Genomic DNA, 24,452 nt, shown 5'->3' on the forward strand with positions numbered 1-24,452 from the left:
GCTAGCGGCCGAAGAGACGGCCCCAGAAGCCGGACTTCCTCTCCTCCGGGGGGCGGACGGGGCCGACGTCGAGCGACCAGTCGCCGTCGGCGTTCACGACCTCGACGAGCAGCGGCCCCTCGGGCAGCTTCCGGGCGTCCTCCGGGCGCCGGGCGTGGTCGCTCGCCAGCGTGTCCGGGAACGGGGCGGGGGCGCCGGGGCGACGCGGCTTGTGGCCCAGGACGCGCAGGGACGCCTCGGCCTCCGCCGGGCGGAGCCGGGTGCGCAGTTCACCGGCGGGTCCGGTGTGGAGCAGCACCTCGGTCCCCCGCCCCGTGGCGCCCGCCCCGAGCTCGCGCACTCCGGTCACGGGCCGGACGACGATCACCCACTCGTCGTGGTCGCCGCACCGGAGGCGGAAGCGCAGCGGGTACAGGGTGTCGCACCACATCACCCGCCGCGCGAACCGGCCGGCCGGATGCGAGCCGCCGAGTCCGACGGCGTCCCTGCCGTTCCAGTCGACGGAGTCCAGCATGAAGAAGCCCGTCCCCCTCCAGGCGTACTCGACCAGGACGTAGCCGGGCGGCGGGACCTCCTCCATGGCGAACGTGGCGTCGCCCCTGCCGGCGTACACGATGTCGTCGAACCCTCCGCCGTCAAGGATCCCGGCCGGCGCGGCCCTCCCGGTCGACGGAGCGGCCGACGGATCGGAGGCCGGAGCGGGCGAGGGAGCTGAGGCCGGAGCGGGCGAGGGGGCGGAAGAGGCGGCGATCAGGTCCGCCCACCATCCGCCGACCGCGCGGTCGACCCGGCGCGGTGCGCCGTCCTCTCCCGGTGCGCCGTCCTCTCCCGGTGGACCGGAACCGGCCGGTGAGCCGGCCGCCGCGGAGCCCGTACTCGTGCCCGTGCCGAAGCCCGTACCGGCGTCCGCGTCCGGGCCCGTACCGGAGCCCGTCCCGGCACCCGCACCCGCGCCCGCCGACTTGCCGACGGCTCCGTGCGGGAGCTCCAGCGGGACCGGCCCGCCCTGCCCTGGCTGCCCGGGGACCGGCAGGTCCTCCCCCTTGCTGATCTGCGTCACGGCGTCATGCTGGCACGCCGTCTCGGGGCGGGTCCACGGTCGGATGCGGTGGAGCGGGGACGCCCAGGTCGGTGAAGGGGGTGACCAGGAGGGCGTACTGCTCCGGGGTGAGCCTGCCGCGCTTGAGGACCGCGCGGCCGGCGATGCAGATGGCGGACTTGGCGTCGGACAGGAGCCCCGTGAGGTGCTCGTCCAGCTCGTCGGCGCGGGCCAGCAGCCCGCCGCGGACCCGCCGCGTGAGCACCGAGTCCTGCGCCGCCGAGGGCCTCGCCGCGAGGCTCGCCTCCCGGCCGCCTTGGGAACGCTCCTCGACCATGCGGTCGAAGGCGGCGGCCAGGGCGGCGGGGGGCAGGGCGAGCGCCGCGTCGACGAAGCGCTCGGTCCCGGGGTCGAGCACCGCTAGAAGCCCAGGCGGCGGAGCTGCTTGGGGTCGCGCTGCCAGTCCTTGGCGACCTTGACGTGCAGGTCGAGGAAGACCGGGGTGCCGAGGAGGGCCTCGATGTGCTTGCGGGACTTCATCCCGACCTCCTTCAGGCGGCTGCCCTTGGGGCCGATGATGATGCCCTTCTGGCTGGGGCGCTCGATGTACACGTTGGCGTGGATGTCGAGCAGCGGCCGGTCGGCGGGGCGGCCCTCGCGGGGGATCATCTCCTCGACGACGACCGCGATGGAGTGCGGCAGCTCGTCCCGTACGCCTTCGAGCGCGGCCTCGCGGATCAGCTCGGCGACCATGACCTGCTCCGGCTCGTCCGTGAGGTCGCCCTCCGGGTAGAGCGGCGGGGACTCCGGGAGGAGCGGGATGAGCAGGTCGGCGACGAGCTGGACCTGCTTGTCGCCGACGGCGGAGACGGGCACGATCTCGGCCCACTCGATGCCGAGCTCCCGGCCGAGCTGGTCGATGGCGATCAGCTGCTCGGCGAGGGTCTTGGAGTCGACCAGGTCGGTCTTGGTGACGATGGCGACCTTGGGCGTCTTCTTGATCTCGGCGAGCTCCTTGGCGATGAAGCGGTCGCCGGGGCCGAGCTTCTGGTCGGCGGGCAGGCAGAAGCCGATCACGTCGACCTCGGCCCAGGTCGTGCGGACGACGTCGTTGAGCCGCTCGCCGAGGAGGGTGCGCGGCTTGTGGAGGCCGGGGGTGTCGACCAGGATCAGCTGGGCGTCCGGGCGGTGCACGATGCCGCGCACGGTGTGCCGGGTCGTCTGGGGGCGGTTGGAGGTGATCGCCACCTTCTGTCCGACCAGAGCGTTGGTGAGGGTGGACTTGCCCGCGTTGGGGCGCCCGACGAAGCAGGCGAAGCCCGCCCGGTGGGGGGCGGTGTTCTCATCGGTCTCATCACGGCGCACGCTCATGGGGGCCATTGTCCCCGATGAGCGGCCCCGTCACGTACTCAGTGCCCCGCACGGGCCCGGCGGCGCCGGATCCGCCATCCCGTGAGGCCGCCGGCGCCCCCCAGGAGCAGCATCGAGGCGACGAGCCAGGGGACGGCGAGGAAGGAGACGCCGGCGCTCTCGCGGACGTCCGCGGCGGTGGCCACGAGGGTCACCTCGCCCCAGTCGAGCTGCGGCGAGCCGATCCACTTCTCGGTCAGCCGGATCCGCTGCCGGGGCAGCAGCTCCGACGGCACCTGGGCGAGGTCGCGGTCGAGGAGCGTCCGGCCGAAGAGTCCTTCGGCGGTGAGGGCGACCCTGGGGTTGAGGGTGACGTTGCCGCGGTTGTGGAGCGTGTACGTGACGACGGCGGTGCCGTCCCGGGTGCCGGGGACGACCGGCCGGTCCTGCTCCAGGGTGACGTCCTCGACGGCGAGCGCGGGCACGGCCGGGCCGCTGACCTTGAGGTAGACGCGGGCGCCGACGGCGCGCTGGATCCCCATGGCGACGGAGCCGCCGCCGGGGGTGATCCGCTCGTCGAGGGCGACGACGGCGCCGGGGTGGTCGCCGGGGTCGGCGTCGGCGGGGACGGTGAGGGTGAAGGGGACGGTGACGGCGGAGCGCGGCGGGACGGTGACCGTGGTGCGCCCGGGCTTGATCCAGGCGCCGGCGCCGGTCTGCCGCTCCTTCAGGGTGCGGAGGGCGAAGCCGCCGTCGCGTTCGGTGTTGTAGGCGTCGGCGCCGTAGAGCCGGAAGGTGAGCGGGGCGGCGGTCTTGTTGGTGACGGTGACCTTGTCGCGCAGCGTGGTGCCGGGGTCGGCGGTGAGGAAGAAGTAGGGGCGTTCGCCGAGTCGGGCGGCGGCCGGGTAGACGGCCCACTCGCCGTTCTCGGCGGCCTGGGCGGCCGGGGCCCCGAGGAGCAGCAGGGCGGCGCTCAGGAGGAGGACGTACAGCTTGCGTCGCACGGTGCGGAACCCCCGGGTGGGTGCGGTGGGGAGGAGTGGGTGCGGGGCCGCCGAAGGGCCGGCCGGGGGTGCGCCCGGCCGGCCCGTCGGCCGCTGTCAGGACAGGGTCAGCGTGAGCACGCCCGCGTAGCTGCCGGGGGCGGTGAACGCCGGGACGTCCAGCGAGAGCTGGGCGTCGACGGTGAACTCGCCGCCGGTGACCGTGCCGTTCGCCGTGGAGGCGAGGGTGGCGCCGGCGCCGACGGGTCCGGCGGAGCCGGCCGTGCAGGCGCTGGGGCTGCCCTCCTTGGCGACGCAGGCCGGGGTCCAGCTGAGCTTGTCGGCGCCGATGGCGCCGCCCGGTCCGGCGAAGTCGGTGACCTTGCCGGTCACGGACCAGCCCGCGGGGCCGCCGCGGAAGTCCTTGACCGTCACCGTCTGGAGGGCTCCGGTGGCCGCGCCGCCCTGGCCGAAGTCGACCGCGGAGAGCGCGACGGCGTCCCCGGCCTGGGTCATGGACAGTTCGCCCGCGTTGACCGTGGCGGTGATCTTCTGGCTGTTCGGCGGGGTCGGGGTGTCGTCGATCACCTGGTACGGGAGGGGGCCGGCGCCCTTCTCCGCGTTCCAGCTGCCGCCCTCGTACGCGACGATCCCGGTGGTGGCCAGGTCGTTCACCTTGAGCCGGGCGACGAAGCCGCCCTCGCTGTCGGTGGTGACGGTCATCCGGTCGGCGGTCTCGGCGGCCCCGGCCCTGGCGGCCACGGTCACCTCGGTGAGCGGGCTGAACTTGGCGCCGGTGACGGTGACCCGGGCGCCGGGGGCGCCGGAGGCGGCGCCGAGTTCGAGGGTCCGCTCGTTGGGCACTTGCTGGTCGCCGGCCTGGACCGTCTGGGAGACGGGGGCGGGCGGGTTGAGCACCGTGCAGGGGGTGTCCAGCTCCATGATGTAGCTGGTGTGGATGTTGTAGTCGCCCGGCGAGAGGGTGATCGCGCCGGCCTGGGTGACCGTGAAGCTGCCGGTCATGGAGAAGCCCGGGAAGGCGCCCTTGCCGGGGACCGGCGGGTTCTTCTTGGGGCCGGTGACGTTCACCGCGCCGGTCTGCGCGCCGCCGAGGACGACCTTGCCGGTCGGGGTGAGGATGTCGGCCGGGAGCGCGAGGTCCACCGGGTTCGACGCGGCCGGCTTGGTGATCGAGTAGGTCACGCTGACGGTGTCGCCGACCTTGGGGCTGGCGTTGTCGACCGAGATCACGGCGGTGGTGGTGCCCTCGATGGGCGGGATGCCGGCGATGGGCGGCGGGACGCAGCGGGTGGGAAATTCCACCGACTGCCCGGCGCCGATCGCGTGCGCCGGGGCGGCGAGCGCGCCGCCTGCCGCGAACGCGAGGGCGGTGGCGCCGAGGACGGCGGTCCAGCGCCGTCTTCGGGCGGCCGCCCGGGTTCGGGTGAATGCCATGTGAGTGCCCCCTCCTGAGGGTCGAGAGGGCGCCATTGACGGCTGGGGGCCGAAAGAAGTCAATGGCGACGGAAGCCATCGACTGATGACCCATCAGATCGTGTCAAGATCAGCCGATCTGCCGACTTCTCCGGAATGTCGGGGCACGCCGGAGACCGGTGCCGCCCGCGGCGGCACCGGTCGTGGAGGGAGCGGTGGATCAGCTGATGACGAAGGGGCCCGGGGACTGCGACGTGACCGCGTCGCAGTTCACCGTGACACCGAAGATGACCAGCTTGAGGGCGACGCCGGCGAAGTACGAGTTGAGCTTGTCGCCGGCCACCACGTTGGTGGCGGTCAGCGGACCGAGCTTCGCGCTGCCGCCGGCCGGGATGGCCGGGTTCTTCTTGCCGGTGAAGGTCCGGTCCGGACCCGTGGTGTTGTCCAGGATCAGCGTGGAGGTGATCGTGTCCGCGCCGACCGCGATCGGCGTGGTGACGGGGGCGGTGATCGAGACCTGGGCCGTGCTCCCGGAGTGGGTCATGGTGAGCGTGGCGGTGCCGCCACCCCAGGTACCGCAGTCGTAGGTGGCCGTCGCCGTGCCCGGCGACACCGCGGCGGAAGCCGTGGGGGCGAAGGCGAGCGAGGCGGCGGCGAGGCCCGCGGCGAGTGCTCCGGCCGCCCCCAAGGTGCTTCTTCTCATGGCGAGTTCGTACCCCTTCCGATGACGAACGCAGGGGTGCGGGCACTGCGTGGAATGGCGGAGATCTGACGGTCCGTCGGACCGTCCGCCGCCTATTGACGCGCAGACGGCATGGGAAGGCAAGAGAAGTCGCGGAGATCCTTCACAAACGCGCAAGGGTCCGGCCGCGGCCGGACCCCTCCCCTCTCCGTACGGCGCTCAGCCCGCGGTGACCGCCGCGCGCAGCACCCCGTCCGGACCCGCGAGCAGCACCGGCGTCTCCGGCCCGCCCAGGTCCCGCACGGCCGCCCGGTCCTCGTCGGACGCGGCCTCGGCGGCGGACACCACGGCCGCCGCCTCCAGCGACCGCGCGCCGCTCGCCACAGCCATCGCCACGGCCGTCCGCAGGGCGCTCAGCTTCAGCGACTCCAGCTCCACCGTGCCCGCCACATAGGTGCGGCCGGTCTCGTCCCGCACGGCCGCGCCCTCGGGCACGCCGTTGCGGGCGCGGGCGCTCCGCGCCAGCGTGATGATCTTGAGGTCCTCGGCGCCGAGGTCGCCGTGCTCACTGCTGAGTGTCATGGACCGAGCATAGGTCGGAGTGCCCGATCAGCCCGCCAGCGGGTACATCGCCCCCCGCCGGCCCTCCGGGGAGACCAACCGCTCCAGCTTCGCGGCCGTGTCGGCCTCCGGCATCGGGGTGTGCAGCACGATCACCAGGTCCGGTCTGGCCGGCACCCGCAGCTGGGTGGCCTCCATGACGAGCAGACCGGCCACCGGGTGGTCCATCTCCTTGCGGTTCTGGCCGCCCGGCCGGATGTCCCGGCGCTCCCACAGCTCCGCGAACTCGGCGCTCGCCGCCTTCGCCTCCTCGACCACCGCGCGGAAGCCCTCGTCGTCGGGGCACTCCGAGCAGGCCGACCGGAACTGCGCCACGACCTTCGGCGCCAGCTCCTCCCAGCTCCGCATCCGGGCCCGGTACTGCTCGTCGGTGAAGAAGTCGATCAGGCAGTTCCGGCTGACGTCCGGGCGCAGCCCGAACACGGCGGCGGCCGCGTCGTTGTACATCACGGTGTTCCAGTACACGTCCATGATGTGCGCCGGGAACGGCGTCCACGCGTCGATCAGCCGCCGCAGCCCGTGGCACATGTCCCGGTCCTCCGGGTCGGGTTCGAGGGCCGGCGGGTTCAGCGCCGCCAGGACGTACAGGTGGCGCCGCTCGGCCGGGCTCAGCCTGAGCACCCGCGCGACCGAGTCCAGCACCTGCGGGGAGACGGTGATGTCGCGGCCCTGCTCCAGCCACTGGTACCAGCTGACCCCGACCCCGGCGAGGACGGCGACCTCCTCGCGGCGCAGCCCGGGCGTCCGGCGCCGGCCGCCGTCCGGCAGCCCCGCCTCGGCCGGGCCGACCCGGGCCCGACGGCTCATCAGGAACTCGCGCAGTTCGCCCAGTCGGTGCCGTTTGGACGCGTCGCTCTCGCTCGCCGTCGCCACGTGAGCTTCCTCCCCCTGGCTTGCCTGGTGGTGCGGGCAACAGGATAAGTTCCCGCTCCCCGCGGTTGTTCCCGCGCGCCGAGAGTGGACGCCATGGCAACCGTCACCCCCGCCCCCGGAAAGACCCCGGCCCCCGCTCCCCCGGCCCTCGCCGGACGGGCCCGGCTCGTCCTCTTCGTGCTCTGCGCCGCCCAGTTCATCGTGGCGCTCGACTTCTCCGTCCTCAACGTCGCCCTGCCCGTCCTCGGCGCCGACCTCGGCCTCGACCACTCCGCCCTCCAGTGGGCGGTCACGGCCTTCGCCCTCCCCTCGGGCGGCTTCCTGCTGCTCTTCGGCCGGATCGGCGACCTGTACGGCCGCAAGCGGCTCTTCCTCGGCGGCCTCGCCCTCTTCGCCGCCGCCTCCGTGCTCGCCACCGTCGCCTGGGACCCGGCCTCCTTCCTCGCCGGCCGCGCCCTCCAGGGCGTCGGGGCCGCCGCGATCGTGCCCACCGGCATGTCGCTGCTCACCACCTCCTTCCCGGAGGGCCCGCTGCGCGACCGGGCGCTCGGCATCTCCGGCACCCTGATGTCGCTCGGCTTCACCATCGGCATGGTCCTCGGCGGCGTGATGACCGACGCCCTCGGCTGGCGCTCCACCATGGGCCTGCTCGCCGTCTTCGCGCTGGTCGTGCTGCCGCTCGCCCCCGGGCTGCTCACCGAGTCCCGCACCCCCGACCGGCCCCGGCTCGACGTGCCCGGCGCGATCACCGTCACCGGCGGCCTGCTCGCCCTGATCTACGCCCTCACCACCGCCGCCGAGCGCGGCTTCGGCGGCGCCGACGTGCTCGTCTCCCTGACCGCGGGGGTGCTGCTGCTGACCGCCTTCGTGATCGTCGAGTCGCGGCACCCGGCGCCGCTGGTCTCGCTGCCGATGCTGCGCCGGCGCACGGTCGCCTTCGGCAACCTCGGCGGCCTCGTCACCTTCTCGATGATGTCGACGATCATCTTCGTCCTGACCCTGTACCTCCAGGAGACGCTGGGCCTGTCGGCCTTCGCCACCGGCGTCGTCTTCGGCGTCCAGGGCGTCTTCTCGGTCCTCGCCGGGACGCTCACGCCCCGGGTGGTCGGACGGTTCGGCGCCCGCGGGACCCTGGTCGCCGGTCTCGCCGGGCAGGGGGTCCTCACGGCGGGGCTGCTCGCGATCGGCGAGCACGGGGGCGTGGTGGTGGCGACCGTCGCGGTCACCCTCGCCTCGATGTTCCACCTCGGCGCGATCATCTCGTACGGCCTGACGGTCACGTCGGGCGTACGGAACGAGGAACAGGGCCTCGCGACCGGTCTGGTGACCACCACCCAGCAGGTCGGCCTCACCGTCGGCATCCCGATGCTGGGCGTCCTCGCCACCACCGGCGACGGCCTGTACGACGGGGTGCGCACGGTGATCGGCCTGGACGCGGCGATCGTGCTGGTCGCGGCGGTCCTGGTCGCCCTGGGCCTGCGGCGCTCCCGGTGAGCTACGGCCGGTCGAGCCGGAGCCGTACCGCCTTCGGCAGGCCGGCGACGACCAGGTCGTACGAGTCCTCGATGAGCTCCCGGACCATCCGGTCCGGGAGCCCGGCCACCTCGACCGTGTTCCAGTGGCGCTTGTTCATGTGGTAGCCGGGGGTGATCGCCGGGTACTCCTCGCGGAGCCGGACGGCGTCCTCCGGATCGCACTTCAGGTTGACCCGCAGCGGCTCGCCGTCGAGCCAGGAGAGCGCGAACAGCTTCCCCGCCACCTTGAAGACCGAGGTCTCGGGCCCGAAGGGGAACTCCTCGGTGGCGTCGTTGAACTCCAGGCAGAAAGCGCGCAGCCGGTCCGGGGTCATTCCTGTCCCTTCCCCTCCGCTCCGGCCGGGGCGACCGGCTCGACGAGCACGGTGACGATCTTGTTCCGGCGGCCGGCCGGGGCCTCGGCGGTCAGCCGCAGCTCCCGTCCGTCCGGCAGGGTGACGACGGCCGAGGCGCCGGCGATCGGGACGCGGCCGAGGGCCTTGGCGAGCAGCCCGCCGACGGTCTCCACGTCCTCGTCGTCGAACTCGTCGGGGCCGAAGCCGTACAGCTCGCCCAGGTCGCCGATGTCGAGGCGGGCGGTGACCCGGTGGCGGTCGTCGCCGAGCTCCTGGACGGGCGGCAGCTCCCGGTCGTACTCGTCGGTGATCTCGCCGACGATCTCCTCCAGGATGTCCTCGATGGTGACGATGCCGGCCGTGCCGCCGTACTCGTCGATGACGACGGCGACGTGGTTGCGCTCCTGCTGCATCTCGCGCAGCAGGTCGCCGGCGTTCTTGGTGTCGGGGACGAAGGCCGCCGCGCGCATCGCGGTGGAGACCAGGTCGGCCTCGGCGTCGCGGTTGATGTGCGTCTTGCGGACCAGGTCCTTCAGGTACACGATCCCGACGATGTCGTCCTCGTTCTCCCCCGTCACCGGGATGCGGGAGAAGCCGGAGCGCAGCGCGAGCGTGAGGGCCTGCCGGACGGTCTTGTACCGCTCGATGCAGATGAGGTCGGTGCGCGGCACCATCACCTCGCGGACCAGGGTGTCGCCGAGCTCGAAGACCGAGTGCACCATGCGGCGCTCGTCGTCCTCGATCAGCGACTCCTGCTCGGCGAGGTCCACCATCGCCCGCAGCTCGGCCTCGGAGGCGAAGGGGCCCTTGCGGAAGCCCTTGCCGGGGGTGAGCGCGTTGCCGATGAGGATCAGCAGCTGCGGGATGGGGCCCATGATCCGGGCCAGCGGCAGGAGGACGTACGCGGCGGCGGTCGCGGTGTTCAGCGGGTGCTGGCGGCCGATGGTGCGCGGCGAGACGCCGACAGCCACGTAGCTGACCAGGACCATCACGGCGATGGCGACGAGGAGCGCCTCCCAGGTCTCCGGGAAGTACTCCAGGCAGGCGTAGGTGACGAGGACGCCGGCCGCCATCTCGCAGGCGACGCGGACGAGCAGCGCCACGTTGAGGTAGCGGGTGGGGTCGGCGGCGACCTGGGCGAGCTTCTCGGCGCCGCGCCGCCCGGAGCGGACGGCCTCGGCGGCCCGGAAGCTGGAGACGCGGGCGAGCCCGGCCTCGGCGCAGGCGGCGAGCCAGGCGACGACGACCAGGGCGACCGCGCCGAGGATCAGCTGGATGCTCATCGGGCGCGCGGCGTCAGTTGACGGTCGGGGCCGGGGACGGGCCGGTGAGGCCCTTCTCGGCGCGCCATCCGTCGACGATGGCCGCCTGGAGGCCGAACATCTCGGCCTTCTCGTCGGGCTCCTCGTGGTCGTAGCCGAGGAGGTGGAGGACGCCGTGGACGGTGAGCAGCTGGAGCTCCTCGTCCATGGAGTGGCCGGTCTCGGCGTCCTCGCCCTGCTTCTTGGCGACCTCGGGGCAGAGCACGATGTCGCCGAGGAGCCCCTGCGGGGGCTCCTCGTCGTCCTTGGCCGGCGGGCGCAGCTCGTCCATCGGGAAGGACATGACGTCCGTCGGTCCGGGGAGGTCCATCCACTGGATGTGGAGCTGCTCCATCGCCTCCGCGTCCACCACGATCACCGAGAGTTCGGAGAGCGGGTGGATGCGCATGCGGCCGAGGGCGTAGCGGGCGATGTCCAGGATCGCCTGCTCGTCGACCTCGGTGCCGGACTCGTTGTTGACGTCGATCGACATGTGCGGTGCTTCTACTTCCCGTTGCGGCCGGTGCGCTGCTCGTTGGCGCTGTCGTACTTCTCGTACGCGTCGACGATACGGCCGACGAGCTTGTGCCGGACGACATCCTGGGACGTGAGCGTCGAGAAGTGGACGTCGGGAACCCCGTCGAGGATGTCCCGGACCTGCCGCAGACCGCTCTTCGTGCCGTTCGGCAGATCGACCTGGGTGACGTCACCGGTGATGACGATCTTCGAGTCGAAGCCGAGGCGGGTGAGGAACATCTTCATCTGCTCGGGGTTCGTGTTCTGCGCCTCGTCGAGGATGATGAACGCGTCGTTGAGCGTCCGGCCCCGCATGTACGCCAGCGGCGCGACCTCGATCGTCCCGCTCGCCATCAGCTTGGGGATGGAGTCCGGGTCGAGCATGTCGTGCAGGGCGTCGTAGAGCGGGCGCAGGTACGGGTCGATCTTCTCGTAGAGCGTGCCGGGCAGGAAGCCGAGCCGCTCGCCGGCCTCGACCGCCGGGCGGGTCAGGATGATCCGGGTGACCTGCTTGGACTGCAGGGCCTGGACCGCCTTGGCCATCGCCAGGTAGGTCTTGCCGGTGCCGGCGGGACCGATGCCGAAGACGATCGTGTGCTTGTCGATCGCGTCGACGTACCGCTTCTGGTTGAGGGTCTTGGGACGGATGGTGCGGCCCCGGCTGGAGAGGATGTTCTGGGTGAGCACCTCGGCCGGGGTCTCGTCGGCGCCTGCGCCGTCGTCGCTCGCCTTGAGCATGGCGATGGAGCGTTCCACTGCGTCCTCCGTCATCGGCTGACCGGTGCGGAGCACCAGCATCATCTCGTCGAACAGGCGCTGGACGAGGGCGACTTCCGCGGGGTCGCCGACCGCGCTGACCTGATTGCCCCGGACGTGGATGTCCGCCCGGGGGAACGCCTGCTCGATCACGCGGAGCAGGGAGTCGCCGGAACCGAGGACGGTCACCATGGGGTGCTTGGCGGGCACCGCGAAGTGGGCGCGGGCCTCGCCCGGCGTTCCGTTGGGGGCTGTGGGTGTCTGCGTCATGGGCCGGCACTCTGGCCTGCGCATACCTCCTGCTGCGGGGTTCTCGCTGCTCGACAACCTCTCGCACCCAGCCTACGACCTGGTACCGGTGAGCCCGAAGCGGTTTACGGGACGGCCGCCCGGAAGCCGATGGTGGGCACCGCCCGCCGGGGCGGCCAGGGGCGGGCGGGGGCCGGCAGGAGGTCCTCCAGGAAGGCGTAGCGGGCCCGCAGCGCCTCGGGGTCCTGGCGGTCGTCGTGCTGGACGTGCTGCCACCAGGCGGCGATCTCGGTCCAGGTGGGGGCGGAGAGGGAGCCGCCGAACTCCTGGACGGAGAGGGCGGCGGTGAGGCCGGCGAAGGCGAGCCGGTCGGCCAGCGGCCAGTCGGCGAGGGTGCCGGTGACGAAGCCCGCGACGAAGACGTCGCCGGCGCCGGTGGGGTCGAGGGCCTCGACGCGGATGGCGGGGACCTCGGCGGTCTCGCCGGTGGCGCCGTCGACCGCGTAGGCGCCCTCGGCGCCGAGGGTGACCACGGCGTAGCGGACCTTGTCGGCGAGGGCGCGGGCGGCGGCGCGGGGGCAGTCGGTGCGGGTGTAGCGCATCGCCTCGGCGGCGTTGGGCAGGAACGCCTCGCAGTGCTCCAGGTCGGTCAGGCCGGCCAGGTCCCAGCGGCCGGTCTCGTCCCAGCCGACGTCGGCGAAGACCCGGGCGCCGTCGCGGGCGGCGCGGGCGACCCATTCCTCGGTGCGGCCGGGGGCGAGGGAGGCGACGGCGGCGCGGGCGAGCGGCGGGTGGACGGCGGCCCCGTCGGGGTGGGGGGCCTCGTGGCCGTGGGAGACCATCGTGCGCTCTCCCTCGTAGGCCATGGAGACGGTGACCGGGGAGTGCCAGCCCTCGACGGTGCGGGAGAGCGAGAGGTCGATGCCCTCGCCCTGTGCGAGGGCGTCCCAGCAGTACTCGCCGTAGTGGTCGTCGCCGAAGGCGGCGGCGAGGGAGGTGCGCAGGCCGAGGCGGGCGAGGGCGGTGGCCATGTTGGCGACGCCGCCGGGGCTGGAGCCCATGCCGCGGGCCCAGGACTCGGTGCCGCGGACGGGGGCGCTGTCGAGGCCGGTGAAGATGATGTCGAGGAAGACCGTGCCGGTGAGGAAGACGTCGCAGGCCGGGTCGGCGGGCTCGCGGACGGTCTCCAGCGGGTCGATGCCGGGCTCCTGGCGGGGCCGCGGGCCGTGCGCGGCCCCGTGCTGGTCGGCGGGCCGTCCGGCGGCCGGCTCGGCGTGCGGCGCTCCGCGCCGGTCTCCGCGCGGGTCCGCGCCCTGGTCTCCGCGCGGGTCCGCGCCCTGGTCTCCGCTCTGGTCTCCGCTGGCTGTGCTCACGGCGAAACTCCCCGGTCGTGGTGCGGCGGGATCGGCACCGGGTGCCGATCCGGACAGTGTGCCCGATGGGGTGGGGGTGACGGCGGTGACGCGACGGATCGCCGTCGGTTACCCCGGACCGCCTTCCCCAAACCGATTGTGTCCCGTCTCACAGGACGAATCGGGGGAGAGCACCTTCTCCGCCCATTCGGTTGCTTGATACACATGGTGCCGCGACCCCGTGGATCACCGGGCGCCGTCTCATTCCCCCGTTCAGTTCCTGGAACGCCCATGCCGTCGCGCCCGCGCGCCCGGGGGGCCCTCGCCGCCCTCGTCGCCCTCTTCACGGCCGGTTATCTCGCCCCGTACCTGCTGCCGACCGTCGTCGGCCGGCTCGCCGCCGGACTCGGCCTCGGCCCGTCCCAGGCCGGCCTGGTGGGCTCGGTGCTGCTGCTCGGCTCCGCCGCCGCCGGTTTCACGCTCGCCGCGCGCGTGGAACGGATCGGCCCGCGCCGGGCCGCCCGGCTCGGACTGCTCGCCATGGCCCTGGGGTACGGCTCCGCCGCCGCGACCGGCACCCTGCCGCTGGTGGTCGCGGGGGTGGTCCTCGGCGGCTTCGGCTCGGGCACGGCGACGGCGGTGGCGGCCTCCGGGATCGCCGGGCAGCCGGATCCGCAGCGGGCGTCCACGCTGGGCCTGCTGTCGGTGTCGGCGGCGGCCGGCGCCCTGTACCTGACGCTGCCGCGGCTCGGCGGCGGCCACTCCCCGCCGCTCCTGGCGCTCGCGGGCGCGGCGGTCCTGGTGTGGCCGGTGACGGGCCGGCTGCCGGCCGCCACGCGCGCGCACCGGGGCGCTCCCGCCCCGGAGACCGCGGGCCCGCTCCCCCACCGGCGGGCGGGCGCCGTGCTCGCCGGCTGCCTCCTGTGCTGGTCCCTCGCCCAGAACGCGCTCTGGGGTGTGAGCGGCCGGATCGGCACCGGTCAGGCGGGGCTCTCCGAGGTCACCGTCGGCGCCGTCTTCGCGCTGGCGCTCGGCGCGGGCCTGGCCGGTGTGACGGCCGCCGGGGCGCTCGGCTCGCGGCTCGGCCGCGCGGTGCCGATCGGCGTCGGCACGGTCCTGATCGCGGCCTGCGTCCTGCTCGGTTCGGCCGCCGAAGGGCTGGCCTCCTTCGCGACCGGCGAGATCCTGTGGAACGCCGTCTACCCGGTGGTCCTCTCGTACGTCCTCGGCCTCGCCGCCTCCCTCGACCCGCGCGGCCGCTGGGCCGTCCTGGTCGGGTCGGCGTCCTCGCTCGGCACGGCCTGCGGCCCGCTGGCCGGCAGCGTCCTCTCGGAGGCGGCCGGCTATCCGGGCATGGGCGTGGTCCTGGCCGCCCTCCTCCTGCTGGTGGCCGCCCCGATGACCGCGGTGGCCCGGCACGCCTCCGGCCGTCCCCTGGTCCCCGGGTCCATCCGCCGCCGCGGCGGCGCCCCCGCCGCGTTCGTCGCGGGCGCGGCCCCGGCGACGACGGCGCTCCTCCCCCAGGTCGGCGCCCCCGAGCAGGAGATCGCCCCGATCCCGGGGCCCGCCCGCCGCGGGCCGGCCCGGTCCGCCTTCCGCCTGGCCCGCCCGTCGGGCCGGGGCTGACACCCCCGTCCCGCCACGGCGGGACGGGGCCCGCGCGTCAGAAGGCGTACGCCTCCACCTCGGCCAGGTAGCGGGCGCGGCGGGGCTCGTCGTCCTCCAGGAAGGAGGCTTCGAAGGAGTGCCGGGCGAGGGTCCGCAGCTGCTCCGGGCCGAGGGCCAGGGCGTCGCGGACGGCGTCGTAGTTGTCGCCGGCGTAGCCGCCGAAGTAGGCCGGGTCGTCGGAGTTGACGGTGACCAGGAGGCCGGCGTCCATCATGGCGCGCAACGGGTGGTCGGCGAGGGTGTCGATCACCCGGAGCCGCACGTTCGACAGCGGGCAGAGGGTGAGCGGGATCCGCTCGCGGGCGAGCCGCTCGACGAGCTCCGGGTCCTCCATGCAGCGCAGGCCGTGGTCGATCCGTTCGACGCCGAGGACGTCGAGGGCCTCCCGGACGTACGCCGCGGGGCCCTCCTCTCCGGCGTGCGCGACCCGGCGCAGGCCGAGCCGGGCGGCCTCCTCGTACACCGCGCGGAACTTGGCCGGCGGGTGGCCGGCCTCGGCCGAGTCGAGGCCGACGCCGGTGATCCGGTCCAGGTACGGCTCCGCGGCCTCCAGGGTGGCGAGCGCCGACTCGGCGGACTCGTCGCGCAGGAAGCACAGGATGAGCCGGGTGGAGATCCCGTACCGCTCCTCGGCCCGGTCGAGGGAGGCGGTGAGCCCCTCGATCACGGTGCCGATCGGGACGCCCCGCGAGGTGTGCGCCTGCGGGTCGAAGAAGATCTCGGCGTGCCGGACACCCTGGGCGGCGGCCCGCTCCAGGTAGGCGTCGGCGAGCGCGGTGAAGTCCTCGGGGGTGCGCAGGACCGCCATCAGGGCGTAGTAGAGGTCCAGGAAGGACTGGAGGTCGCCGAAGCGGTAGGCGGCGCGCAGCTCCTCGGTGTCCGCGTACGGCAGGGTGACGCCGTTGCGGGCGGCGAGGGCGAAGGCCAGCTCGGGTTCGAGGGTGCCTTCGATGTGGAGGTGGAGTTCGGCCTTGGGGACGGGCATGTTCACGTTCGTTTCGGTACGGGGACCCTCATCAGGTCCTGGGCAATGCTCAGCTCGCCCTCGAATCCGGCGGCCCGGGCCTGCCGTTCGAACTCCGAGGGGTCGGAGTAGCGCTGCGAGAAGTGGGTGAGGACGAGGTGCCGGACGCCGGCGTCGCGGGCGACGGCGGCGGCCTGCCCGGCGGTCAGGTGGCCGTGGTCCTCGGCGAGCCGGACGTCCTCGTCGAGGAAGGTCGACTCGATGACGAGCATGTCGGCGCCCTCCGCGAGGGCGTGCACGCCGTCGCAGAGGCGGGTGTCCATGACGAAGGCGAAGCGCTGGCCGCGCCGGACCTCGCTGACCTCGTCCAGACCGACCCCGCCGAGCCGGCCCTCGCGCTGGAGGCGGCCCACGTCGGGGCCCTTGATGCCGTGCGCGGCGAGCCGCCCGGGCAGCAGCCGGCGCCCGTCGGGCTCGGTGAGCCGGTAGCCGAAGGACTCGACGGGGTGGGAGAGCCGGCGGGCCTCCAGGGTGAAGGCGCCGGTGACGGCGAGGACGCCGTCGTCCGCCACCGGGGCCTCGGTCAGCTCGACGGACTCGCGGTAGGCGGTGGCGTACCGCAGCCGCTCGAAGAAGTGCTGCCCGCTCGCCGGGTAGTGGGCGGTGACCTGGTGCGGGACCTGGTCGAGGTTGATCCGCTGGATCACCCCGGCCAGGCCCAGCGAGTGGTCGCCGTGGAAGTGCGTGACGCAGATCCGGTGCAGGTCGTGCGCGGCGACCCCGGCCCGCAGCATCTGGCGCTGGGTGCCCTCGCCGGGGTCGAAGAGGAGGCCGTGACCGTCCCAGCGCAGCAGGTACCCGTTGTGGTTGCGGTGGCGGGTCGGGACCTGGCTGGCGGTGCCGAGGACGACCAGTTCGCGGACGGACACGTGGCTATCCGGGGGGCCAGTTGAGGCCGCGGCCGCCCAGCACGTGCGCGTGCGCGTGGAAGACGGTCTGGCCGGCGCCGGCGCCGGTGTTGAGGATGATCCGGTAGCCGCTGCCGTCGACCTTCTCCTGCTCGGCGACCTCTCCGGCCTCGCGCAGCACGTCGGCGGCGACGCTCGGCGCCGCGGCGGCGAGCGAGGCGGCGTCCGGGTAGTGGAGGCGCGGGATGACGAGCACGTGGGTGGGCGCCTGCGGGTTGATGTCGCGGAAGGCCAGCGTGGTCTCGGTCTCGCGGACGAGCGTCGCCGGCACCTCCCCCGCCACGATCTTGCAGAACAGGCAGTCGCTCTGCGGCTCTCCGGCCATGCTCCGGGCCTCCTCGCCCTCGGGTGGTCAGTACCTGCGCATGCTATCCGGCGGCCCCGGTCAGTCCTTGGGCATCCGCCGGTTGAGGGCCGAGCGGCTCACCCAGTACGTGATGACCACGGCCCAGAAGAGCGGTGTCCCGAGCGCCCCGACGATCCCGGTCTCGAAGCTCCACAGCGCCATGGTGACCGCCGAGTACAGGCCGAGGAGCCCGACGGCGGCGGCCATCGCGAGCACCGGCCGGCAGTTGCGGGCGACCAGCAGCATCGGGCGGCGCAGCCGGGGCGGCACCCGGCGGCCCATCCACACGGCCCAGCCGGCCCAGGAGCCGGCGAGGACGGCGGCCCCGATGACGAAGGGCACGATCGCCTCGGCGCCGGTCGCCCCGGTCCGGACCGGGGCGGAGCCGAACACGGAGGCGAGGAAGCCGATCAGGGCGACCCAGCGGGCGCCGGCGGCGGTCCCCCAGGCCATCGCCTCCAGGTTGTAGCGGGCCTTGCGGTCGTCGAGGTCGAGCGCGGCGGAGGCGACGAAGCCCTCGGCGGCCTGGGTCCAGGCACCGCGCCGGAACCAGCGGCGGCGCAGCTTCAGCAGGGAGAGGTTGTTGTGGGCCTCGCTGCTCTGCGGGTTGAGCCGCAGCGTCGTCTCGTACGCCCGCCGGGCGGTGTCGTGGTCGCCGCGCCGCTGGGCGGTGAGGCCGACGAGGAAGTGGGCGGCGTCCTCCTCCGGGCCGAGGGCGACGGCCGTCCTGGCGGCCTCGTAGGAGGCGGCGCGGCGGGCCCGGTCGCGGCCGCCGCCGGCCTCCGCGGTCTCGGCGAGCGCGGTGCCGAGGGCGTAGTGGCTGCCCCAGAACTGCGGGGCCAGCTCGACCGTGCGGTGGGCGGCGGCCTCGGCCTCCCCGTACCGCTTGAGGGAGAGCAGGATCTGGGTGCGCATCAGGTGCGCCATCACCAGGTCGGGCTCGGCGCGCAGGGCCCGCTCGACGGCGACGAGGGCGGCCGGGTGGTCGCCCGCCCGGTGCAGGCAGCGGGCGAGCAGGGTGAGCGCGTCGGCGTCCTCGGGGTCGTCGGCGAGGTGCCGGGCGGCGAGCTCCCCGGCCTGCTCGTACCGGCCGGCCTCGTACAGCGCCTCGGCCCGGGCGAGTGCGGTGGGCGTGGTCACAGCTTGCGCTTCCGCTTCAGGTAGGCGAGGAGGTCGTCGTAGAGACCGCCCTCGTTGGCGAACATGGCGACGTTCCGGGCGGCCGCGAACCAGGGCTCGGTGGAGGGCCGGATCTGCTTGGCGGCGCCGAGCAGGTCCTTGGTGGTGATGAGCCGGACGGAACCGGTGCGGGCGGAGTCGAGGAGGGCGGTCTCGGCGGCGGTCTCGCACAGGTGGGCGAGGTCGGCGCCGGAGAAGTCCTCGGTGACCTTGACGAGCTTGCCGAGGTCGACGGCCTCGATGGGCCGGTCGCGCAGGTGGTAGCGGAGGATCGCCTCGCGGGCGGGGGCGTCCGGCGGCAGCACGAGCAGGGTGCGGTCGAGCCGGCCGGGGCGGCGCAGGGCGAGGTCGACGTCCCAGGGCACGTTGGTGGCGGCGAGGACGAAGATCCCCTCGTTGCCGGCGCCGGAGGCGATGCCGTCGAGTTCGGTGAGCAGCTGGTTGACGACGTTGCGGAGCCCGTTGTTGTGGGTGCGGGAGCGCTTGCCGCCGAGGGCGTCCAGCTCGTCGAGGAAGACCACGCAGGGGGCCTGCCGGCGGGCGGTCTCGAAGATGTCGTGGATGTTCTTCTCGGAGGCCCCGATCCACATGTCGAGGACGTCGGAGAGCGAGACGGTGAGGAAGTTCGCGCCGAGTTCACCGGCGACGGCCCGGGCGATGAAGGTCTTGCCGCAGCCGGGCGGACCGTAGAGGAGGAGCCCGCCGCGGAGCGACTTGCCGTAGAGGCGGCGGAGTTCGGGGTTGCGCATGGGGGCCAGGAAGGCGGCTTCGAGCCGGTCCTTGACGTCCGTCATGCCGCCGACGTCGGCGAGGCGTACGGCGCCGGGCGCGTCCACGTCCCAGGCGGCGGCGTCCCCGGCGATCCCGTCCCCTCCCTCGGCCTGCGGCTCCTCCAGGAACCGCGGCCCGACCAGGTCCGACACCTGCTCCTCGGCGGCGGCCCAGTCGAACGAGGGGTTCGGCCCGGGCCGCGCGGAAGCGGGCGGCGGCGCCTGCTCCGGCGCCCGCTCCGGCGTCTCGGGGCCTGCGGCCGGGGGCTCGGGTCGTACGGCCGGAGCCTCGGGCCGTGCGGCCGGGGGTTCGGGCGCCGGCGGCATGCCCATGGCGCGGAGCATCAGCGCCCGGGCGCCGGCGTCGCCGGGCGCGTGCTGGAGGGCGGCGGCGGCCTCCGCGACGGCCTCGTCGTTCCGTCCCTCCGCGAGGAGGAGTTCGGCGAAGTGGAGGCGCAGGGGCACGTCGCCGGGCGCGGCGGCGACCGCGGCGCGCAGACTGCGGAGGAGGGGGGACTCGTCGGCCATACGGGTCAGCCTAGAAAAGACCCGCGGCGCCCGGACAGCGGGTCCCCCGCCGGCGGTGGTTCAGCCCCAGCGGCCGGTGCGGCCGAGGACGAGGGCGGTGGCCGCGGTACCCGCCGTGGAGGTGCGCAGGACGCTGCGGCCGAGCCGGTGCGGCGTCGCCCCGGCGGCCTCGAAGGCGGCCAGCTCCTCCGGGGAGACCCCGCCCTCGGGGCCGACGACCAGCACGATCGAACCCTTCGCGGGGAGTTCGGCGGTGGCGAGGGCGCCGCTGGGGTGGTCGCGGTCCTCGTGCAGCACGGCCGCGAAGTCCGCGGTGGCGAGGAGCGCGGCGACCTGCTTGGTGGTCATGAGCTCCGCGACCTCGGGGAAGCGGGTGCGGCGGGACTGCTTGCCGGCCTCGCGGGCGGTGGAGCGCCACTTGGCGAGCGCCTTGAGGCCGCGGTCGCCGCGCCACTGGGTGATGCAGCGGGAGGCCGCCCACGGCACGATCGCGTCGACGCCGGTCTCCGTCATGGTCTCCACGGCGAGCTCGCCCCGGTCCCCCTTGGGCAGGGCCTGGACGACGGTGATCCGCGGCTCCTCGGCGGGGTCGTCGTGGTCCGCCGTCACCTCCACGGTCAGCCGGTCCTTGCCCTCGGCCTCCCGCACCACGCACTCCGCCCAGCGGCCCCGCCCGTCGGTGAGGACGAGCTCCTCGCCGGCCTGGAGCCGCTTCACGGAGACGGCGTGCCGCCCCTCGGGCCCCTCCAGGACGAAGGTGCCGGCGCCGGGGACGGCGTCGACGACGAAGACGGGGGCGGTCATGAGGCACTCCTGAGGGCCGGGTCGGCGAGGTCGGTGAGGGCGGTGTCGAGTTCGGCGGCGAGCACCTCGACCAGCTCCCCCGCGGGCAGCTCGCGGGCCAGCCGGTGGCCCTGGCCCGCCCACAGGGCCATGCCCTGGGCGTCGCCGGCGCCGGCCGCGGCCTTCCGCAGCGGGGCGGTGAGGTGGTGGATCTCGGGGTAGCCGGCGGGGGCGTACGGGCCGTGCTCGCGCATGAAGCGGTTGACGAGCCCGCGGGCCGGACGGCCGGAGAACGCCCGGGTGAGGGCGGTGCGGGTGAAGAGCGGGTCGGTCAGGGCCCGCTTGTGCAGCGGGTCGGCGCCGGACTCGGGACAGACGAGGAAGGCGGTGCCGAGCTGCGCGGCGGCCGCCCCGGCGGCGAGCACCGCCGCGATCTGCGCGCCGCGCATCAGGCCCCCGGCGGCGACCAGCGGCAGCGCCGTGGCCTCCCGGACCTGGGTGAGCAGGGCGAGCAGACCGGTGCCGGGCTGCTCCTCGGCCGGGTCGTCGCGGTAGGTGCCCTGGTGGCCGCCGGCCTCGACGCCCTGGACGCACAGCGCGGCGGCGCCGGCCGCCTGGGCCGCGCGGGCCTCCTCGGCGGAGGTGACCGTGACGATCGTGTACGTGCCGGCGCGGGCGAACGCCTCAAGGGTCTCGGGCTTCGGGCAGCCGAAGGTGAAGGAGACGACGGGGACCGGGTCCTCCAGGAGGATCGCCAGCTTGGACTCGTACCCGTCGTCGCGGCAGTCGTCGGTCTCGCCGAGCGGGGTCGCGTACCAGCCGGCCTCGCCGGCGAGCTGGTGGCGGTAGACCTCGATGGCCGCGGGGTCGACCGAGGGGCCGGTCTGGGGCATGAAGACGTTGACGCCGAAGGGGTGTCCGGTCAGTCCACGGACCTGCTTGATCTCCTGGTAGAGGCTGCCGGCCGTCTTGTACCCGGCGGCGAGGAAGCCGAGCGCGCCCGCCTCACCGACGGCTCCGACGAGCGCGGGACGGGAAGCGCCACCCGCCATGGGGGCCTGCACGATCGGGTACCGGAAGAGATCGTTCAGTGCGGTGGTGGACATATGGGCATCGTGTCATGCCCCTCCCCGGAGACGGGAAAGGGGCGGCACTCAGAGTGCCGCCCCTCTCACGCACCGGTCACGTACGCCCGTTGAACGCGTCCTTCAGCCGCGAGAACAGACCCTGCTGACCGGGCTGGAACTGGCCCGTGGGCCGCTCCTCGCCGCGCAGCTTGGCCAGTTCGCGCAGGAGGCGCTCCTGCTCGGGGTCGAGCTTGGTCGGGGTCTGCACCTCGACGTGGACGATCAGGTCGCCGCGGCCGTTGCCCCGCAGGTGCGTGATGCCCCGGCCGTGCAGCGGAACCGACTGGCCCGACTGCGTGCCCGGGCGGATGTCGATCTCCTCCAGGCCGTCGAGCGTCTGGAGCTGCACCTTCGTGCCGAGCGCGGCCGCCGTCATCGGCAGGGTGACCGTGCAGTGCAGGTCGTCGCCGCGCCGCTGGAAGACCTCGTGCGGGGTCTCCTGGATCTCGACGTACAGGTCGCCGGCGGGGCCGCCGCCAGGGCCGACCTCGCCCTCGCCCGCGAGCTGGATCCGGGTGCCGTTGTCGACACCGGCCGGGATCTTCACCGTCAGCGTGCGGCGCGACCGGACCCGGCCGTCGCCCGCGCACTCGGGGCACGGGGTCGGGACGACCGTGCCGAAGCCCTGGCACTGCGGGCAGGGCCGGGAGGTCATGACCTGGCCGAGGAACGACCGGGTGACCTGCGAGACCTCGCCGCGGCCGCGGCACATGTCACAGGTCTGCGCGGAGGTGCCGGGGGCGGCACCCTCACCCGAACAGGTGGTGCAGACGACGGCCGTGTCGACCTGGATGTCCTTGGTGGTGCCGAAGGCCGCCTCGTTGAGGTCGATCTCCAGGCGGATCATGGCGTCCTGGCCGCGGCGGGTCCGCGAGCGCGGGCCGCGCTGCGAGGCCGTGCCGAAGAAGGCGTCCATGATGTCGGAGAAGTTGCCGAAGCCACCGGCCCCGAACCCGCCCGCGCCCCCGCCGCCGGAGGCGGAGAGGGGGTCGCCGCCGAGGTCGTAGACCTGCTTCTTCTGCGGGTCCGACAGGACCTCGTAGGCGGCGTTGATCTCCTTGAACCGCTCCTGCGTCTTCGGGTCCGGATTGACGTCCGGGTGAAGCTCGCGGGCGAGGCGGCGGAAAGCCTTCTTGATCTCGTCCTGGGACGCGTCGCGGCGTACGCCGAGTGTGGCGTAGTAGTCCGTGGCCACTTACGACTCCGCCAGGATCTGTCCGACGTAACGTGCCACTGCGCGTACCGCTCCCATCGTTCCGGGGTAGTCCATGCGGGTCGGTCCGACCACGCCGAGTTTGGCGACTGCCTCGCCGCCCGAACCGTAGCCGACCGAGACGACGGACGTGGAGTTCAGTCCCTCGTAGGCGTTCTCGTGCCCGATGCGTACGGTCATGCCCGATTCCTTGACCTCGCCGAGCAGCTTGAGGAGCACGACCTGCTCCTCGAGCGCCTCCAGGACGGGCCTGATCGTCAGGGGGAAGTCGTGTCCGAAGCGGGTGAGATTGGCGGTGCCGCCGATCATCAGCCGCTCCTCGTGCTCCTCCACGAGCGTCTCCAGGAGGGTCGCCAGCACGGTCGAGACCGTGGCGCGGTCCTCGGGTTCCTCGAAGGACTCGGGGAGGTCCTGCACCAGCTGCGGCACGTCGGCGAAGCGACGGCCGCCGACCCGGCTGAGGAGCCGGGCCCGCAGATCGGCGAGGGAGGTCTCGCCGAAGGGCGCGGGGCAGTCGATCACCCGCTGCTCGACCCGCCCGGTGTCCGTGATCAGCACGAGCATCAGCCGGGCCGGGGCCAGCGACAGCAGCTCGACGTGCCGGATGGAGGAGCGGGTCAGCGACGGGTACTGGACGACGGCGACCTGCCGGGTCAGCTGCGCGAGCAGCCGCACCGTGCGGCCCACGACGTCGTCGAGGTCCACGGCGCCGTCGAGGAAGTTGTGGATGGCGCGCCGCTCGGGGGTCGAGAGCGGCTTGACGCCGGCCAGCCGGTCCACGAAGAGCCGGTAGCCCTTGTCCGTGGGGATCCGGCCCGCGCTGGTGTGGGGCTGGGCGATGTACCCCTCCTCCTCCAGCACCGCCATGTCGTTGCGCACGGTGGCGGGCGACACGCCGAGCTTGTGACGCTCGGTGAGCGCCTTGGAACCGACCGGTTCCTCCGTCCCGACATAGTCCTGGACGATGGCGCGCAGCACCTCGAGTCTGCGTTCGCTCAGCACGCGCACACCTCCCGCTCCAGCCGTTCCGGTTGCTCCGCTTTTGGCACTCACCCTGTCCGAGTGCCAGGAATCCCCCGGCCAGTGTACGGCCGGGCCCGTCGCTCCTGGCAAGGAGGCGGACCCGCTAGCGTCGGCCCCATGCACATCGACGAGGCGGTCTGGGCGGCTCAGGGGTGGGAACGGCTCGCGGACGGGGTCGGCCGCAGACGGCTCCCCGGCTGGGACGCGACGACCGGACTGGTCGTGGGAGAACGGGCGGTGCTGCTGTACGACACCGGCTCCTCGCTCGCCGAGGGCGCCGCGATCCGGGCCCAGGCGGAGGCGATCACCGGCGGCCGGCGCGTGACGCACATCGCACTCGGCCACCCCCACTTCGACCACGTCCTCGGCACCGCCGCCTTCGCCGGCGCGGAGGTCTTCGGCGCGGTCGGCACCGACGACCTCCTCGCCTCCGACCGGACCCGCGCGGAGCTGTACACGGACGCGGTACGCCACGGGGCCGACGAGCGGGCCGCGGCCGCGGCGACGGAGGCGCTGGTGGCCCCGCGCTCCACCGTCACCGGCGAGTGGACGCTCGACCTCGGCGGCCGGCAGGTCCTCCTCGCCAACGTGGGTCCCGGCCACACCGGCCACGACCTGGTCCTCCTGGTCCCGGGCGAGCGCGAGACCGTCTTCTGCGGCGACCTGGTCGAGGAGTCCGGCGAACCGCAGGCGGGCCCCGACGCGATCGGCGGCCGCTGGCCCGACGCCCTCGACCGCCTCCTCGCCCTCGGCGGCGAGGACGCCCAGTACGTCCCGGGCCACGGCGCGGTCGTCGACGCGGCCTTCGTCCGACGCCAGCGCGATGAACTGGCACGCCGCTTCCAGGTGTCGTAGCG

At 73.9% G+C, this 24,452-nt stretch carries 25 protein-coding genes; 3 read left to right on the plus strand and 22 right to left on the minus strand.

Translation table 11 applies throughout. From position 1 onward, the window contains the following. Nucleotide 1 precedes the first annotated feature (1 nt). The 8 genes from ACFVU3_RS16915 to ACFVU3_RS16950 all read right to left on the minus strand — a co-directional run bounded on the left by ACFVU3_RS16915 (nt 2) and on the right by ACFVU3_RS16950 (nt 6,982). Nucleotides 2-1,060 carry a hypothetical protein gene (locus tag ACFVU3_RS16915; RefSeq protein ID WP_390066811.1) on the minus strand — a complete coding sequence of 353 codons (1,059 nt, stop codon included), beginning with the start codon at nt 1,058-1,060 and terminating at the stop codon, nt 2-4. A gap of 4 nt (nt 1,061-1,064) precedes the next feature. Then, nucleotides 1,065-1,457, minus strand: a complete 393-nt coding sequence (locus tag ACFVU3_RS16920) for a hypothetical protein (protein WP_390066813.1) — start codon at nt 1,455-1,457, stop codon at nt 1,065-1,067. A gap of 2 nt (nt 1,458-1,459) precedes the next feature. Next, nucleotides 1,460-2,419: a GTPase Era gene (gene era / locus ACFVU3_RS16925; RefSeq protein ID WP_390066815.1), complete on the minus strand. Its 960-nt coding sequence runs from the start codon at nt 2,417-2,419 to the stop codon at nt 1,460-1,462. Nucleotides 2,420-2,448: 29 nt separating this feature from the next. Beyond that, nucleotides 2,449-3,393: a WxL protein peptidoglycan domain-containing protein gene (locus ACFVU3_RS16930; RefSeq protein WP_390066817.1), complete on the minus strand. Its 945-nt coding sequence runs from the start codon at nt 3,391-3,393 to the stop codon at nt 2,449-2,451. Nucleotides 3,394-3,489: 96 nt separating this feature from the next. After that, a complete protein-coding gene (locus tag ACFVU3_RS16935; protein ID WP_390066818.1) occupies nt 3,490-4,827 on the minus strand; it encodes a beta-xylosidase in 1,338 nt (445 codons plus the stop codon). Nucleotides 4,828-5,026: 199 nt separating this feature from the next. After that, the gene (locus ACFVU3_RS16940) at nt 5,027-5,509 is read right to left on the minus strand and encodes a hypothetical protein (protein WP_390066820.1); all 483 of its coding nucleotides are present in this window, start codon (nt 5,507-5,509) and stop codon (nt 5,027-5,029) included. 198 nt (nt 5,510-5,707) lie between these two features. Then, complete coding sequence (locus ACFVU3_RS16945; protein WP_390066821.1) at nt 5,708-6,070, minus strand: cytidine deaminase; 363 nt, start codon at nt 6,068-6,070, stop codon at nt 5,708-5,710. Between the two features lie 27 nt (nt 6,071-6,097). Continuing rightward, nucleotides 6,098-6,982, minus strand: coding sequence for a helix-turn-helix transcriptional regulator (locus tag ACFVU3_RS16950; RefSeq protein ID WP_390066823.1), 885 nt, complete (start codon nt 6,980-6,982; stop codon nt 6,098-6,100). A 93-nt stretch (nt 6,983-7,075) separates the two neighbouring features. On the opposite strand from ACFVU3_RS16950, the gene ACFVU3_RS16955 reads away from it, so the two are divergent. Next, nucleotides 7,076-8,476, plus strand: coding sequence for an MFS transporter (locus ACFVU3_RS16955; RefSeq protein WP_390066824.1), 1,401 nt, complete (start codon nt 7,076-7,078; stop codon nt 8,474-8,476). Nucleotide 8,477: 1 nt separating this feature from the next. Here the strand turns inward: ACFVU3_RS16955 and ACFVU3_RS16960 are convergent, their stop codons facing one another. The 5 genes from ACFVU3_RS16960 to ACFVU3_RS16980 form a co-directional block, all read right to left on the minus strand. Further along, nucleotides 8,478-8,831 carry an MmcQ/YjbR family DNA-binding protein gene (locus tag ACFVU3_RS16960; protein ID WP_390066826.1) on the minus strand — a complete coding sequence of 118 codons (354 nt, stop codon included), beginning with the start codon at nt 8,829-8,831 and terminating at the stop codon, nt 8,478-8,480. Next, nucleotides 8,828-10,135, minus strand: coding sequence for a hemolysin family protein (locus ACFVU3_RS16965; protein WP_390066827.1), 1,308 nt, complete (start codon nt 10,133-10,135; stop codon nt 8,828-8,830). The genes ACFVU3_RS16960 and ACFVU3_RS16965 overlap by 4 nt, the downstream gene beginning before the upstream one ends. Nucleotides 10,136-10,148: 13 nt before the next feature. Further along, nucleotides 10,149-10,646 carry an rRNA maturation RNase YbeY gene (gene ybeY / locus ACFVU3_RS16970; protein ID WP_390066829.1) on the minus strand — a complete coding sequence of 166 codons (498 nt, stop codon included), beginning with the start codon at nt 10,644-10,646 and terminating at the stop codon, nt 10,149-10,151. 11 nt (nt 10,647-10,657) lie between these two features. Next, a complete protein-coding gene (locus tag ACFVU3_RS16975; protein WP_390066831.1) occupies nt 10,658-11,695 on the minus strand; it encodes a PhoH family protein in 1,038 nt (345 codons plus the stop codon). 104 nt (nt 11,696-11,799) lie between these two features. Further along, on the minus strand, nt 11,800-12,873 hold the full coding sequence (locus ACFVU3_RS16980; RefSeq protein ID WP_390066931.1) for a PfkB family carbohydrate kinase: 1,074 nt from the start codon (nt 12,871-12,873) through the stop codon (nt 11,800-11,802). Nucleotides 12,874-13,317: 444 nt separating this feature from the next. Between ACFVU3_RS16980 and ACFVU3_RS16985 the strand changes: the two genes are divergently transcribed. After that, nucleotides 13,318-14,652 carry an MFS transporter gene (locus tag ACFVU3_RS16985; protein ID WP_390066833.1) on the plus strand — a complete coding sequence of 445 codons (1,335 nt, stop codon included), beginning with the start codon at nt 13,318-13,320 and terminating at the stop codon, nt 14,650-14,652. 37 nt (nt 14,653-14,689) lie between these two features. On the opposite strand, the gene ACFVU3_RS16990 is transcribed toward ACFVU3_RS16985, so the two are convergent. From ACFVU3_RS16990 to hrcA, 9 genes are all read right to left on the minus strand, one after another. After that, a complete protein-coding gene (locus ACFVU3_RS16990) occupies nt 14,690-15,679 on the minus strand; it encodes an adenosine deaminase (RefSeq protein WP_390066932.1) in 990 nt (329 codons plus the stop codon). 2 nt (nt 15,680-15,681) lie between these two features. After that, nucleotides 15,682-16,587: a ribonuclease Z gene (locus ACFVU3_RS16995; protein ID WP_390066835.1), complete on the minus strand. Its 906-nt coding sequence runs from the start codon at nt 16,585-16,587 to the stop codon at nt 15,682-15,684. A 4-nt stretch (nt 16,588-16,591) separates the two neighbouring features. Beyond that, entirely contained in the window at nt 16,592-16,951 is a 360-nt protein-coding gene (locus ACFVU3_RS17000) for a histidine triad nucleotide-binding protein (protein WP_360307456.1), read from the minus strand. Between the two features lie 60 nt (nt 16,952-17,011). Further along, nucleotides 17,012-18,112: a tetratricopeptide repeat protein gene (locus ACFVU3_RS17005; RefSeq protein ID WP_390066836.1), complete on the minus strand. Its 1,101-nt coding sequence runs from the start codon at nt 18,110-18,112 to the stop codon at nt 17,012-17,014. Continuing rightward, nucleotides 18,109-19,449 carry an ATP-binding protein gene (locus tag ACFVU3_RS17010; RefSeq protein WP_390066838.1) on the minus strand — a complete coding sequence of 447 codons (1,341 nt, stop codon included), beginning with the start codon at nt 19,447-19,449 and terminating at the stop codon, nt 18,109-18,111. The genes ACFVU3_RS17005 and ACFVU3_RS17010 overlap by 4 nt, the downstream gene beginning before the upstream one ends. Before the next feature lie 60 nt (nt 19,450-19,509). Further along, a complete protein-coding gene (locus ACFVU3_RS17015) occupies nt 19,510-20,253 on the minus strand; it encodes a 16S rRNA (uracil(1498)-N(3))-methyltransferase (RefSeq protein WP_390066840.1) in 744 nt (247 codons plus the stop codon). Beyond that, nucleotides 20,250-21,338: a nitronate monooxygenase gene (locus ACFVU3_RS17020; protein WP_390066841.1), complete on the minus strand. Its 1,089-nt coding sequence runs from the start codon at nt 21,336-21,338 to the stop codon at nt 20,250-20,252. The genes ACFVU3_RS17015 and ACFVU3_RS17020 overlap by 4 nt, the downstream gene beginning before the upstream one ends. 76 nt (nt 21,339-21,414) lie before the next feature. Then, nucleotides 21,415-22,554, minus strand: a complete 1,140-nt coding sequence (gene dnaJ, locus ACFVU3_RS17025; protein ID WP_390066843.1) for a molecular chaperone DnaJ — start codon at nt 22,552-22,554, stop codon at nt 21,415-21,417. Then, nucleotides 22,555-23,574 (minus strand): heat-inducible transcriptional repressor HrcA, encoded by a 1,020-nt coding sequence (gene hrcA / locus ACFVU3_RS17030; RefSeq protein WP_376599124.1) that lies wholly within the window; start codon nt 23,572-23,574, stop codon nt 22,555-22,557. 138 nt (nt 23,575-23,712) lie between these two features. On the opposite strand from hrcA, the gene ACFVU3_RS17035 reads away from it, so the two are divergent. Further along, nucleotides 23,713-24,450 (plus strand): MBL fold metallo-hydrolase, encoded by a 738-nt coding sequence (locus tag ACFVU3_RS17035; RefSeq protein WP_390066844.1) that lies wholly within the window; start codon nt 23,713-23,715, stop codon nt 24,448-24,450. The last annotated feature ends 2 nt before the right edge of the window (nt 24,451-24,452 follow it).

It is taken from the genome of Streptomyces sp. NPDC058052 (genome assembly GCF_042885515.1).
Classification (GTDB): Bacteria; Actinomycetota; Actinomycetes; order Streptomycetales; family Streptomycetaceae; genus Streptomyces.

Bases quoted from the DNA above. Each gene is read 5' to 3' on its own strand.
- era (WP_390066815.1), bottom strand. From the start codon at position 2,419: ATGGCCCCCATGAGCGTGCGCCGTGATGAGACCGATGAGAACACCGCC.
- ACFVU3_RS16935 (WP_390066818.1), bottom strand. From the start codon at position 4,827: ATGGCATTCACCCGAACCCGGGCGGCCGCCCGAAGACGGCGCTGGACC.
- ACFVU3_RS16940 (WP_390066820.1), bottom strand. From the start codon at position 5,509: ATGAGAAGAAGCACCTTGGGGGCGGCCGGAGCACTCGCCGCGGGCCTC.
- ACFVU3_RS16945 (WP_390066821.1), bottom strand. From the start codon at position 6,070: ATGACACTCAGCAGTGAGCACGGCGACCTCGGCGCCGAGGACCTCAAG.
- ACFVU3_RS16955 (WP_390066824.1), top strand. From the start codon at position 7,076: ATGGCAACCGTCACCCCCGCCCCCGGAAAGACCCCGGCCCCCGCTCCC.
- ACFVU3_RS16960 (WP_390066826.1), bottom strand. From the start codon at position 8,831: ATGACCCCGGACCGGCTGCGCGCTTTCTGCCTGGAGTTCAACGACGCC.
- ACFVU3_RS16965 (WP_390066827.1), bottom strand. From the start codon at position 10,135: ATGAGCATCCAGCTGATCCTCGGCGCGGTCGCCCTGGTCGTCGTCGCC.
- ybeY (WP_390066829.1), bottom strand. From the start codon at position 10,646: ATGTCGATCGACGTCAACAACGAGTCCGGCACCGAGGTCGACGAGCAG.
- ACFVU3_RS16975 (WP_390066831.1), bottom strand. From the start codon at position 11,695: ATGACGCAGACACCCACAGCCCCCAACGGAACGCCGGGCGAGGCCCGC.
- ACFVU3_RS16985 (WP_390066833.1), top strand. From the start codon at position 13,318: ATGCCGTCGCGCCCGCGCGCCCGGGGGGCCCTCGCCGCCCTCGTCGCC.
- ACFVU3_RS16990 (WP_390066932.1), bottom strand. From the start codon at position 15,679: ATGCCCGTCCCCAAGGCCGAACTCCACCTCCACATCGAAGGCACCCTC.
- ACFVU3_RS17000 (WP_360307456.1), bottom strand. From the start codon at position 16,951: ATGGCCGGAGAGCCGCAGAGCGACTGCCTGTTCTGCAAGATCGTGGCG.
- ACFVU3_RS17010 (WP_390066838.1), bottom strand. From the start codon at position 19,449: ATGGCCGACGAGTCCCCCCTCCTCCGCAGTCTGCGCGCCGCGGTCGCC.
- ACFVU3_RS17015 (WP_390066840.1), bottom strand. From the start codon at position 20,253: ATGACCGCCCCCGTCTTCGTCGTCGACGCCGTCCCCGGCGCCGGCACC.
- ACFVU3_RS17020 (WP_390066841.1), bottom strand. From the start codon at position 21,338: ATGTCCACCACCGCACTGAACGATCTCTTCCGGTACCCGATCGTGCAG.
- ACFVU3_RS17035 (WP_390066844.1), top strand. From the start codon at position 23,713: ATGCACATCGACGAGGCGGTCTGGGCGGCTCAGGGGTGGGAACGGCTC.